The organism is Methanomassiliicoccales archaeon (genome assembly GCA_013415865.1).
Taxonomy (GTDB): domain Archaea; phylum Thermoplasmatota; class Thermoplasmata; order Methanomassiliicoccales; family UBA472; genus MVRC01.
The window spans coordinates 1,202,080-1,213,721 of sequence record CP058896.1 but is presented as its reverse complement, the minus strand read 5'-3'; the positions used below and the strand labels follow the sequence as shown (position 1 = coordinate 1,213,721).

Annotated in this window: 14 protein-coding genes and 1 pseudogene; 5 read left to right on the top strand and 10 right to left on the bottom strand. The window is 50.0% G+C overall.

The features are described 5' to 3' along the window. Positions 1-36: 36 nt before the first annotated feature. The 9 genes from HPY73_06060 to HPY73_06020 all read right to left on the bottom strand — a co-directional run bounded on the left by HPY73_06060 (position 37) and on the right by HPY73_06020 (position 5,936). A complete protein-coding gene (locus HPY73_06060; GenBank protein ID QLH75044.1) occupies positions 37-543 on the bottom strand; it encodes a rubrerythrin family protein in 507 nt (168 codons plus the stop codon). Positions 544-628: 85 nt separating this feature from the next. Beyond that, positions 629-1,552: a branched-chain amino acid transaminase gene (locus HPY73_06055; protein ID QLH75043.1), complete on the bottom strand. Its 924-nt coding sequence runs from the start codon at positions 1,550-1,552 to the stop codon at positions 629-631. 9 nt (positions 1,553-1,561) lie between these two features. Then, entirely contained in the window at positions 1,562-1,927 is a 366-nt protein-coding gene (locus HPY73_06050; protein ID QLH75042.1) for an ACT domain-containing protein, read from the bottom strand. A 21-nt stretch (positions 1,928-1,948) separates the two neighbouring features. Next, entirely contained in the window at positions 1,949-2,164 is a 216-nt protein-coding gene (locus HPY73_06045) for a hypothetical protein (protein QLH75041.1), read from the bottom strand. A gap of 256 nt (positions 2,165-2,420) precedes the next feature. Beyond that, positions 2,421-3,338, bottom strand: a complete 918-nt coding sequence (locus HPY73_06040; protein ID QLH75699.1) for an amino acid ABC transporter ATP-binding protein — start codon at positions 3,336-3,338, stop codon at positions 2,421-2,423. A 14-nt stretch (positions 3,339-3,352) separates the two neighbouring features. After that, positions 3,353-4,033 carry an amino acid ABC transporter permease gene (locus HPY73_06035; protein QLH75040.1) on the bottom strand — a complete coding sequence of 227 codons (681 nt, stop codon included), beginning with the start codon at positions 4,031-4,033 and terminating at the stop codon, positions 3,353-3,355. A 60-nt stretch (positions 4,034-4,093) separates the two neighbouring features. Then, the gene (locus HPY73_06030; GenBank protein ID QLH75039.1) at positions 4,094-4,912 is read right to left on the bottom strand and encodes an amino acid ABC transporter substrate-binding protein; all 819 of its coding nucleotides are present in this window, start codon (positions 4,910-4,912) and stop codon (positions 4,094-4,096) included. Between the two features lie 232 nt (positions 4,913-5,144). Beyond that, entirely contained in the window at positions 5,145-5,666 is a 522-nt protein-coding gene (locus HPY73_06025) for a winged helix-turn-helix transcriptional regulator (GenBank protein QLH75038.1), read from the bottom strand. Between the two features lie 6 nt (positions 5,667-5,672). Further along, complete coding sequence (locus HPY73_06020; GenBank protein ID QLH75037.1) at positions 5,673-5,936, bottom strand: hypothetical protein; 264 nt, start codon at positions 5,934-5,936, stop codon at positions 5,673-5,675. Between the two features lie 223 nt (positions 5,937-6,159). Between HPY73_06020 and HPY73_06015 the strand changes: the two genes are divergently transcribed. The 4 genes and pseudogenes from HPY73_06015 (at position 6,160) to HPY73_06000 (ending at position 9,403) form a co-directional block, all read left to right on the top strand. Further along, positions 6,160-7,266, top strand: a complete 1,107-nt coding sequence (locus tag HPY73_06015; protein QLH75036.1) for a hypothetical protein — start codon at positions 6,160-6,162, stop codon at positions 7,264-7,266. 77 nt (positions 7,267-7,343) lie between these two features. Then, complete coding sequence (locus HPY73_06010; protein ID QLH75035.1) at positions 7,344-8,369, top strand: hypothetical protein; 1,026 nt, start codon at positions 7,344-7,346, stop codon at positions 8,367-8,369. Further along, positions 8,366-8,914, top strand: a pseudogene (locus tag HPY73_06005) (SIS domain-containing protein). The gene HPY73_06010 and the pseudogene HPY73_06005 overlap by 4 nt, the downstream one beginning before the upstream one ends. Further along, complete coding sequence (locus HPY73_06000; protein QLH75698.1) at positions 8,909-9,403, top strand: HAD family hydrolase; 495 nt, start codon at positions 8,909-8,911, stop codon at positions 9,401-9,403. The pseudogene HPY73_06005 and the gene HPY73_06000 overlap by 6 nt, the downstream one beginning before the upstream one ends. A gap of 3 nt (positions 9,404-9,406) precedes the next feature. Here the strand turns inward: HPY73_06000 and HPY73_05995 are convergent, their stop codons facing one another. After that, positions 9,407-10,288 (bottom strand): glycosyltransferase, encoded by an 882-nt coding sequence (locus HPY73_05995; GenBank protein QLH75034.1) that lies wholly within the window; start codon positions 10,286-10,288, stop codon positions 9,407-9,409. Positions 10,289-10,449: 161 nt separating this feature from the next. Here HPY73_05995 and HPY73_05990 point away from each other — a divergent pair, with 161 nt between their 5' ends. After that, the gene (locus tag HPY73_05990) at positions 10,450-11,553 is read left to right on the top strand and encodes a glycosyltransferase (protein QLH75033.1); all 1,104 of its coding nucleotides are present in this window, start codon (positions 10,450-10,452) and stop codon (positions 11,551-11,553) included. Positions 11,554-11,642: the final 89 nt, after the last annotated feature.

Here is an 11,642-nt window from a genome sequence, read left to right as displayed (position 1 = left end):
GGAACTGATATGCAGGAAATGATTTGACCGGGGCCTTCAAACGGCCTCCTTGAACTTCTTTTTTGGGTTGTTACAGACAGGACATTTCTCAGGAGGTTCATCTCCTTCATGAACGTGCCCGCATACCTGGCAGACCCATAGCTTCCTCTTAGGGAGGTCTTTCTTTTCCTTGACCGCCCCCAACGCCTTTTCATATAGACCCTCATGCGTCTTTTCCACCGTATTGGCCCAAGTAAATCCGGTCTCGGCGACCTTGTTCCCTTCGGCCTTTGCATGCAGTATCATCGCTGGGTACATTGTGGTATGTTCGTAGTTCTCGCCCCCGATCGCCTCTCTCAGGTTATCTGCGGTCGTGCCCACGCCGCCCATCGCTCTCAGGTGGTACATTGCATGTATCGTTTCGGACTCGGCTGCAGCCCTGAACAGCTTTGCGACCTCTGGGAACCCTTCCTCCTCGGCCTTGACGGCGAATGCGAGATATTTCCTATTGGCCTGCGACTCGCCAGCGAAGGCGCTCTTTAGATCTTCAACGGTCTTGCTCATAATACTGACCCCATTCTCAACTGTCGTAAGATTTGAGCCTTGCCAACATAAACCTTACGGTCATTTGAGATCATGAGAGGGCCGTTCAGGCCATATCGAGCCAGGATGTATACTTGGGGACCTTTCCCTTGACGGCCTGAGCGAAGGTCGATTGGATATGCTTTGTGACCTTCCCAGCTTTTCCCTCGCCTATCTGGACATCATCAATGCTGCCTATAGGGGTCACCTCGGCCGCGGTCCCGGTCATGAAGGCCTCGTCCGCAAGATAGAGCTCCGACCTTGTGATCTCCTTCTCCTCCACTTGGTATCCAAGGTCCCTTGCGATCGTCATTATGCTGTCCCTGGTTATGCCTTCCAGGATGCCCGATGCGAGCGGCGGGGTGTAAAGTTGGCCGTTCTTGACCATGAAGATGTTCTCCCCGGTCCCTTCGGCGACCGTCCCATCGGCGTTCAGCATCAACGCCTCGTCCGCCCCGCGTTTTATGGCCTCGATCCTCGCCACGACCGAGTTGATATAGTTGCCGGTGATCTTGGCGTTCAACATCGCCGCCCTGTTGGAGGGTTTTTCCCAGCTTGACGTTATCAACTTGGCCCCATGCTCTAACTGCTCTGCTCCGACGTATGCTCCCATATGCGTGCAGGCGATGATGACGTTGGTAGGCATCTTCATAGGATTCAGACCGATGTTTCCAGCCGGGTTCATCCCATAGAATGCCAAAGGCCTCAAATAATCACCTTCCGGGGGGGCGCTCCTCATGACCTCCCTACATGCCTGGCAAAGCTCATTCAGGGTGTAAGGTATGTTCAACGAGATCACCTTGGCCGAGTTGAGGAACCGTACCATGTGGTCCCTTAGACGGAAGATGGCCCTTCCTTTCTCGGTCTGATATATCCTTATGCCCTCAAAGACGCCGCTTCCGTAGTGGAGCCCATGTGCCAGAACATGCACCTGGGCCTTATCAAAATCTACCAACCTGCCGTCCATCCAGATCTTCGAGCTGTTTGCCATGCGAACACCTCAGATGGCGTTTATCGCCTTGACGAACTTGTCTGGCCTGGACGCCTCGATCATCGAGTCCACTTCCTGCGTGGACCCTATCAGTCTTGCCTTACCGCCCGAGTTGCTCGTCAACGCATAGGCCTCATGTCTTGTGGCATCAACGATCTCTATCGAAATGATATCATGGACCCTCTGCTTGAGGGCGCTCACCACGGACTCTGCCTGGGCCCTGTCCTTGACGCTCAGCACGACCCTCGCCTTTCCTGGGATCTCGCATTTACCAACGACGATCGTCTCGATGTTGATCTTCCTTCTGGTGAACTCCCCTACGATCCTCTGCATTACGCCGAACTCGTCGTTTACGACCATCGACACGACTTCCATGATTTACACCTCCACGATCGCCTATTTTTTCTTCCTGCCTTTGCTGGTCTCCTCATAATTCTTCATCGTGTGCAACTTCTTGATCGGGGCATAATAGCCTTCATCATCCCTTCCATTGTCCAAATGTTTAGGATACTTGGGGGTCGAATTCCAGGCGAACTGGAACTGAGAAGAGCCTTCATTGTCCTGCATGACCCTCTTCGGTCTTCTTCCCCCCTTGCCCGATACTAGGCACATCGACATGCACCATTCGACCAACATTAGCATCCACTACCTCATTTTCTCGAACAAAAAGGAGACGGCCCTCCGAGCCACCTCCTCCTTCAGACAATAAGCTTTCCGCTGACCATGACAATAATTATGGACCTAAGGGCAGCGAAGCTCATTGTGGCCGATTGTATTATGACGTGGCTATTTAATGATTGTCATTTATTGACATGGTTTTGATTTTTAGGCGTTGGCTTCCCTGATGACCTATTTTTGTGAGATGTGCTCAACGCCACCAACCTCGGTCCTTGTCCTTGGTCCTCTGCCCTTTCAGGCCCTTACCGAAATTGAACCACCGTTTCCTTTCATCTTCGCTTTGGGCCGGGACATTGTCCGATGTCTGCTCGACGCCTCCATTGTCGTTCGTGATGACCGGGGCGTCGTATTTTGGCTTCAATGGGTCTAGCTCGTCTATCTCCTTTAGAACGCGCCTGAGGAATACTTTGGTCCTTTCGTTCTTTGGATTGACAAATATCTCCTCTGGTGGTCCCTCCTCGGCAATAATGCCATTGTCCATGAAGACGACCCTATCGGCTATCTCCCTTGCAAAGCCCATCTCATGGGTCACAACGACCATCGTCATGCCCGTGGTCAATGCCAGCTTCTTGATCACATCCAGCACTTCTCCGATGAGCTCCGGGTCAAGGGCCGAGGTCGGCTCATCGAACAATATGACCTTTGGTTGCATCGCTATGCATCTTGCGATCGCCACACGCTGCTGTTGACCACCTGAGAGCTGGCCTGGATACGAATCTGCCTTGTCTGCAAGTCCTACCTGTCGTAAGGCCTCCATCGCCAATCTGTCAGCCTCTTCTTTATCCATTTTTTTGACCTTGGTCAACGCCAGCGATACATTCTTTCTGGCCGTCAGATGCATGAAGAGGTTGAAATTCTGGAAGACCATGGTCATCTGTGAGCGTACGATGTTGATGTCTACGTTCTTGTCTGTGATGTCATAACCTTCGAAAAAAATCTTACCGGCAGTAGGTTCGTTCAGGAGGTTCAAGCAACGGAGGAGGGTGCTCTTGCCACTCCCGCTAGGACCAATGATCGCCACGACCTCGTTAGGCATGATCTTCATGGAAATCCCCTTGAGCACCTCATTGCCCTCGAACGATTTTCTCAATCCTACGGTCTCGATAATAGGGCCGTTCATGTTCATTCACACCCCATCATCCCTGGGATGGCAAAACGCTTCTCCACGAACCTCATTATCCTGGCAGTGCTGAACGTCAGAATGAAATAGAGAAATGCGACGAACAGCAGAACGGGGATCGACTGTCCTGAGCTGGAGCTTATCAGTTTTCCGGTCATCGTAAGTTCCATAACACCTATTGTTATGACAAGCGATGAGTCCTTGATCATGGTAATGAACTCGTTCGTGTATGGAGGGAGGGCGTTCCGGATGGCCTGTGGGATGATGACCTTCATCATGGCCTGATTATAGCTTAGGCCCAGTGACCGTGCAGCCTCCATCTGACCTTTTGATATGGATTGTACCCCTCCTCTGAATATCTCGGCTTGATAAGCGGCACTGTTTAATGACAATGCTATCAGTCCGGCGATGAACGGACTATCTATGTAGATCCCCAGTTGAGGAAGACCTAGATAGACAAGAAATATCTGTATCAGCAAAGGGGTACCTCTGAAGGCCTCAACATATACGGTCGAGAGCCCATATGTCACAGGATTCCGGGATATCCTCCCCATCCCGATTATTATCCCTCCGATGAAGCCCAGAAGGACGGATATCACCGCTATCTTGAGCGTTACCTCTAGGCCATCTAAAAAGGAATCAATGTTCTCCGGGATTATTCCCCATCTGATCTCGACCGCCATATTGAGACCTCTGCTCGATCTTTATTAAGATATGTAAAAAAATTATAGTGAAAGGGGTTTTTAGATCAGCCATCTCAGCATGATCTCTTCGAGCGTGCCATCAGCGATCATTTCGGCGATAGCATCGTCCATGGCCTTCTTCAGCTCAGGCTCACCTTGAGGTATAAGAATCCCATATTGCTCCATGGTATAGATGATGAACCCGACCTTCAGGTTGTAGGCGGTGTCGTTGGCATACTTCCAAGCTACTGGGGTGTCTACAACGAAGGCGTCCTGTTGATTGTTCTCGACCGTTAGTACGGCTGCAGGTACATCGGCAAACTTGGTGTGGTCATCCGCATCGATCTTGTTCGTATCAACGAGGTTGGCATCGACCCAATACTGACCTGTGGTACCGAGCTGGGTGATGATCTTCTTCCCGTATAGGTCCTCGATACTCGCGATGGTGCTCTCCTCCCTGACCAGAACCGCTTGGTTGGCCACGTAATAGGGTATTGTGAAGTCGTTGACCTCGTCACGTTCTTCGGTTATTGTGATCGAGGATATTGCGCAATCGAGCTGTCCGGTCTGGACCGCTGCGAACAACGGGTCGAAGTCCATCATCTTCCATTCGATCTGGACGCCAAGTTTGTCCGCAATGTAATACATGATCTCGATATCGATCCCCTCCAGCTCGTTTGTGGTTAGGTTCAGATTCTCGAACGGCGGATACGGGACCTGGGTCCCCACGACGATCTTGCCCTTTCTCTGGATCCTCTCGAGTGCATTCTCATCATCGTTGTCCAGGAACCCTCCTAGAACAACGACGGACACCAACGCCACAATGAGGACGATGGCGATCGCAACGAGCATAATAGGTTTCATTCCTTTTTTCTTCAAAGGTGGCGATGGGCTGTTGCCCGTATGCCCGTAGATTCTGACATATTTCGTGCGTTATGTGATACTCTATCTTAAAACTATTTTCGCATGCTGGCCACTATCTGGCCATGCATACGCAATATGCAATAAATTTACGATATTCGAAAGATAGAAAATGATATCATAAAATTTACTTTTTCTAACACCTACCATTACAAAAAATATATCAATGAGAACGACTCCGGGTAAGCTCCTATTCTTTCTTGCTTAATGCGTCCCATATTCGAATAAAGATAGCCACTGGGTCCTCTGTCTTTTCGATGGTCATGAGGGCAAGATGAACCGCTTCCCTGTCCTTAAGATGGTACACCTTTTCCCGTTCCACTTTTGATGTTGTTACTATCTCCATCCTTTCAAGGCGACCCATATGATAAGACAGGGTAGAATTTGATACCCTCAATTTTTCTCTTATCTCCCTGAAGGACAACCCATCCTTTTCCAATAGGGCAAGGGCAATCTGCTCTGCCCTCTTGGAACGGAGGTTCGCTATCAATTGTCTATCCGCTTTGGTGAAGTCCTTGGTGCGGAAGTAGCTCTTACGATTTTCGCCCTCTGACCTTATGAGCCCTGACATCTCAAGCTGGTCAAGATGGTACGTAAGGACCCCTATCGAGAGCCCGAGCTCCCTCTCCATTTCCCTGATATGCGTCCCCGGCTTTTTACCGATGTGCTCGAAGATCCGCCTTCGATTCTCAAGTGCTAATGGATCTTTCATCGCCCATCAACCTTTGACGATGGCCATGTAGATCGATAATATGATCCCAATATTGAAGGACAGAACTTCAATGCTCATATGCCAGACGCCCCATTCAATGACGTCGGCCAAAAGGTTCAATACCGCCATGAGCGAGTAGAGGACGAAGGCGAGCGACACAAGATACATTTTAATTTCCTTATGTCTCCTTAATGCCATGAGCGATATCGATAAGACCATCAGGGACATCCCTGCGAACACCATTCCCAGGAACAGTTCTAATGGGGACATGATGAACAATTTGTACTATGAACATTTAAAGGATGTGCAATGATCGTCGGTAAATGATCCGATGAACTAACCTTAGCGATGTAGGATCACTTCGATGATTGAACCGAAAATTGCTTCAAACTTTTACAGATATATGAAAGACGTGGTGAATTTGAGAATCGGTCCAAAATCGATAGCATGGCTTTTGTGCGCCTCTTTGATATTGTGTTGCTTGCCAAGTTTTATGTCCGCAGAACCAACCACAAAGGATATTGATTCTCAAGATGATGATCCAGAGGAGAACGAGAGAGCCATCGCGCTTGGCCTTTTTGGAAAATTCAACCTGAACGACGGGGTTGCTTCAGGGAAGTTTGTCACCTTCATGATAGATGAGGAAAATGTCAACATCTCTGATTTTAAGTTGAGGTCGAACGTTGAGATGATACAGCTTTTTGATTTTTTGGCCATTGAAGGTTATGAGCTCAATAAGAACGATGTCAAGGTTACCGGTTCAATTCTAAAAATAGGAAAAGCTGCGTTATCGATCAAGATGCACGATAACCCCACTGGGATGGTACAAATAAAAAACCAAGGAGAAGAGAGGAGGATCAAAATTCTCTTGGCTGAAGGGATAAACGCTTCCAAAATCGATAACGAAGGTAACCAGACAATAATACTGATCACTGGGATTGGGATAAGAGGGTCAATTATCAATCAAAATGGGAGCGTGGACATTGAGGATACCGATCAAGGTGTGTATATCAATATGACCGCCGCCCCCAACGACAACCTGATGATCAGGTTCCATCCGATGATAGGGGAGAGGAATGGAGAAATGGAGAATGCTGTGTTCCAAGGACTGATGGGCGGGGTCCTTGGAGCTGAACTCTCTATATCCTCTGATGAGGATGGTGTCGATTATGAGGATCTGAACTATGACGCGTCAATAAGGGTGAAGGTCGAAGAGGCCGAGCATGAGAAGGTCGTGATCGAGGTCTCATCGGACGTGCATAGCGGAAGGGTCATCCTGGTCAATATGGATAAAAAGATTGTTTCTGGAACCGGTGACATCTCAGTAAAGGTTGATGGTAGTGACGTCGAGGTAGTCGCGATCGATGGAGTGGTCCCTTCTGCAATAGCATCCGAGGACGATGCCGTGTCTGCACTTGCGGACGCTGATGGTGTGGTCCAGATATTGATCTACATTCCTTCCTTCTCATCCCATGATATATCGATCGTTCCATCATATGTTAAGGAAGATGAGCATGGGATGTTGGAATGGGGGATGGCGTTGATCGGGGCCATTGCGGTCCTTTCGCTTGCAGGGTATGTGTTGATCAGACGCCATTAAGGATCCTATCCAACCTTGCCTTTTTTAACCTGGTCAGGGAATCTCATAAATCCACCGTAGGCGATAGGGTGGTCTAGATGTCAGATAAAGGAGTCCTGATAAGGAGCAAGGCACCGCTCAGGATCAGTTTTGCTGGGGGAGGAACAGATGTTTCGCCATATTGTGATGAGAGGGGCGGGGCCGTGCTATCTGCCACCATTGACATGTATGCATATTGCAGCATCGTTCCAAGGAATGACAGGCAGATCTCCATCAGATCGCTTGACTATGGGCGAGAGGAGAGATGGACGGCCAATGGCCTGTTCACTTATGACGGGAATCTGGACCTCATCAAGGCCGTCTTGAACCATTTTGACGTCAAGCAGGGTTTCGATATGTTTTTACATTGCGATGCCCCACCTGGAAGCGGCCTGGGGGGCTCTTCCACGGTGATAGTGTCCATATTGGGCGCGATCACTGAATGGATGAACGAGCCGATGTCGCAGTATGAGATGGCCAAGCTGGCCTATTCATTGGAGCGGGAGGAGCTGGGTTTCAAGGGAGGTCGTCAGGACCAATATGCGGCGGTCTTTGGAGGTTTCAACTATATCGAGTTCAAAGGGAACGATACCATAGTCACGCCTCTCAGGATAAAGGGGGACGTTTTGAACGAGCTTCATTATCTTTTGCTATTGTGCTATACGGGGAAGACCAGGGACTCGGCCAATATCATCGACGAGCAGACAAAGGGCTACATAGATAAAAAAGAGGATGTGGTCCAGGCCCTCGATAACGCAAAAAAGCTGGCCAAGGAGACGAAGGATGCTCTGATGGTGGGGGACATCAAAAGGATAGGCGTGCTTCTTAACGAGTCCTGGGAGCAGAAAAAAAGGTTCACAAAGAAGATCACCAACGATAGGGTAGATGCGATATACTCGACCGCCATGGCAAACGGTGCCCTTGGAGGAAAGATCTCAGGGGCGGGCGGCGGTGGTTTCATGTTCTTTATCTGCGACTATGAGAGAAAGCACGTCGTCGCTAAAGAGCTGGCAAAGCTCGGTGTCGAGATGACGCACTTCAACTTCGATAAGCATGGGCTTCAGACCTGGAGGTTCATGAGATGAGCCGTGAGATATCAAGAGAGCTGGAGGAGTCTGCATCGGTCATCTCTTCGATAGAAGTTCAAAAGGTCCTAGAGATAGTCGATGCGATCGTCGCCTCCTTGAGGTCCGGGAAAACGGTGTTCTTCTTTGGTAACGGTGGAAGCGCAGCAGATGCCCAACACCTAGCGGCCGAGCTCACTGGCAAGTACTCAATGGACCGGCCTCCGCTGAGGGCCATGGCGTTCACCAACCTTTCAGCTATAACCGCGATCGGGAACGACTACAACTTCGAGGAGGTGTTCGTGAGGAACGTTGAAGGGTTGGTCCAGGGCGGTGATGTTGTCATCGGCATCAGTACCTCTGGGAGCTCAAAGAACGTCATCAAGGCGTTGAAGAAGGCAAAGGAGCTGGGGGCCACGACGATCGCGTTCACTGGATCGGGTGGGACCATAGGAGACATGGTGGACATCGCATTGAAGATACCTTCGAAGAGGACCCCGAGGATACAAGAGGGATATATGGTCGCTGGTCACATCATATGTGGGCTCGTCGAAAAAAGGATGTTCGCGAGAGGCGCGGTGTTCATTGACAGGGACGATACTATCGTGAAGGACGTCCCCTATTGCAGCAGGCCTGAGGACCTTGTTCTATTTCCGGGTGTGGGAAAGGCGATAAAACGCCTGAACGATGCGGGATATCTGGTCATCATGGTCACGAACCAGTCCGGGGTCGCAAGAGGATATTTCACAGAGGAGACTTTGAATAAGATACACGACCGCCTGGTAGAGGAGGTGGGCAAGGACGGTGGAAGATTTGATGGGATATACTATTGTCCACACCATCCGGACCAGGGATGTGGCTGTCGCAAACCGGCCACGGGGATGATCGAGCGGGCCATCGATGATTTCCAGATCGATCTTTCGAGATCATTCATCATTGGTGATAGTGAGCATGATGTGGAGCTGGGAAGGAGGTTCAACATCCGAAGTCTGAAAGTTGACGGCCCTGACGGTTTCTCGAAGGCGGTCGATGAGATCCTTGATGGTCAGGATTAGAGCTTACCTCTCTACCTGTTTCGTCGTCTCGACCATGTTCCATACGGGTCTGTCCCCACGGTCGAGCGCGACATGGAGGGACGCAAAATATCTCGCGAAAAGCTCCAGACCTATTGCAAAGAACATTTTCCACACATCTTTCCGATTCTCCCTGATGAACCCCTGGATAGCGGAAAAAAGAAAGTTCTTGTTCCACGTTGGAATGTCATAGTCGTACCATTTTTTCATATATCTCTCGCCGATGTTGACGCGGGTCCGCTGCTTGAGGTAATCATGGACCGTCTCAGGGCCTTTATTTATCACCGTGGCCTCCGCGACATATACCGTCCTGAGCCCTCTCTTCTCTAGCTCCATCCTGATAAGGTCTTCATCAGACTGCATGCCAGTTGGTATCTGGATACGCAGATTCCTGAATGCCATCATCTCTCCGACCTTCGGGTAGATCAGGGAGAGCCTATGGTGCATGTCCCACAGCATGTGAACGGCGAACCCTACCACCTTTTTCTTTGGGTTCACTGGAATGGGATGCCCCCCTGCGACCCCTACGCTTGGATCTGAGAATGGTCTGACCAGCGCATCGAGAGACCCTTCTTCGACGATATTATCCGCATTTACGAGCGCCAAGATATCCCCCTTCGCCGACCTCATGAACTCATTGACGGCCGAGTTCTTTCCCTCTCGCCTTTCCTGTCTTATCAACCTCACCCGGACATCTTCTTTCGAGATCTGTTGTACGATCTCGTCAGTGCCGTCTGTGCTTCCGCTCGAGATCACCAACACCTCAATGAGTTCTGCTCCCTCAAGGTTCTGGCCAAGGACCGACCTGATGGACCTGGCAATGTTCCTGGCCTCATTATAGGCGCATATCCCCACGGACACCTTCATGTTCAGACCTTATGCAAATGACACGATGGGATTATATTCTTTGCAGGACCGGAAGCAAGAACAGATGTGACCAGATAATTGGATCAAATGATGAGGGCGTCCTGAATGGTCAGCCTTTCGACAAAGCTATAAATAGTTTGGCAAATTCTTGACCTAGGGACATGGAAACCGGATGGGCCTCAGAAAATCCGTTCACGGTCATCTTGCCGACCTTGAACGAAGTGGACAATATTGTTCCTATGTTGGAAGCACTGGTGGGTCTTTACCCAAAGGCATCCATTATCGTGGTCGATGATAATTCCAAGGACGGTACTGTCCAGAAGGCCCGAGAGTTCGGAATGCGTCATGATATCATTGTCATAGAACGGGATCCTGATAAGAAGGGGTTGACCGCGTCCATCATGGATGGCATCATGGCGACCAAGACCGAGTTCTTCGTTGTCATGGACGCTGACTTCCAGCATCCACCAGAATCGGTAGGCAGGCTTGTACAAGAGCTACAGAACGGCAATGACCTGGTCATAGGTGTCAGGGAGGACCGGGGAAAGCTATCATCGATGAGGAGGTTAGCATCCTGGGGGGCGGACACGATGGCAAGGACCTACCTAAGGTTCAAAGGTCAGCCCACCTCAGTGGACACCATGAGCGGCTTCTTCGGTGGAAGGACGGAGCTGTGCAAGCGTGTCATAGAGACTAAGGGCGACAAGTTCGAGATGAAAGGGTTCAAAGGCCTGTTCGATCTCCTAAGGTTCGTACCTAAGGGCTCAAAGATCGCCGAGGTCGAGTTCAAATTCGATTCGAGGAGGAGCGGACAGTCGAAGCTTAGCTCCACCATCATACTGTCCATAATGCGACAATGCGGTATCGGTGGAAAAGCGTTGGCCATCACCACCTCCTTCTTTTTGATGAATGTTTTCGGCAGGTATATCGCGGCGCTGCTGTTAGGTCTTGTGTTCACGTTCGGCGTCTTCCAGATGACAGGTACTTTCCTTACGAACGAGCTAACATACTCCATCGTGGTGGCGATGCTGCTTGCGATAGGGTATCTTGTCGTTGCCAACAAGTTGCTTTTCATGAGCGGGAGCAGGCATGGGATCGTAAGAGGGGCCAAATTGGTTTTCTCAGGCTTCACAGGCTATCTGGCCAGCCTATATGTTTTTTATACCTTATTCTCAGACATCTCACAGGTCCAGATGTTCTCCTTGTTCCTGGGATTTGGAATAGGGTTCGTTTGGGATTCCTTGGTGGTCTCTCTTAAGAAATGATCGTTTCACGGATGCGGATTCCGTATTTCCCTCCCGTACAATCTTGTCCATTTCCTTAGAGGTTTGGGTTAGTTATAAGTGTTAGGTCC

Coding starts and splice junctions, on each gene's coding strand:
- HPY73_06035 (QLH75040.1), bottom strand. CDS start 4,033: ATGGCGGTCGAGATCAGATGGGGAATAATCCCGGAGAACATTGATTCC.
- HPY73_06055 (QLH75043.1), bottom strand. CDS start 1,552: ATGGCAAACAGCTCGAAGATCTGGATGGACGGCAGGTTGGTAGATTTT.
- HPY73_05990 (QLH75033.1), top strand. CDS start 10,450: ATGGAAACCGGATGGGCCTCAGAAAATCCGTTCACGGTCATCTTGCCG.
- HPY73_06010 (QLH75035.1), top strand. CDS start 7,344: ATGTCAGATAAAGGAGTCCTGATAAGGAGCAAGGCACCGCTCAGGATC.
- HPY73_06060 (QLH75044.1), bottom strand. CDS start 543: ATGAGCAAGACCGTTGAAGATCTAAAGAGCGCCTTCGCTGGCGAGTCG.
- HPY73_06015 (QLH75036.1), top strand. CDS start 6,160: ATGTCCGCAGAACCAACCACAAAGGATATTGATTCTCAAGATGATGAT.
- HPY73_05995 (QLH75034.1), bottom strand. CDS start 10,288: ATGAAGGTGTCCGTGGGGATATGCGCCTATAATGAGGCCAGGAACATT.
- HPY73_06045 (QLH75041.1), bottom strand. CDS start 2,164: ATGTGCCTAGTATCGGGCAAGGGGGGAAGAAGACCGAAGAGGGTCATG.
- HPY73_06050 (QLH75042.1), bottom strand. CDS start 1,927: ATGGAAGTCGTGTCGATGGTCGTAAACGACGAGTTCGGCGTAATGCAG.
- HPY73_06025 (QLH75038.1), bottom strand. CDS start 5,666: ATGAAAGATCCATTAGCACTTGAGAATCGAAGGCGGATCTTCGAGCAC.
- HPY73_06020 (QLH75037.1), bottom strand. CDS start 5,936: ATGTCCCCATTAGAACTGTTCCTGGGAATGGTGTTCGCAGGGATGTCC.
- HPY73_06000 (QLH75698.1), top strand. CDS start 8,909: ATGTTCGCGAGAGGCGCGGTGTTCATTGACAGGGACGATACTATCGTG.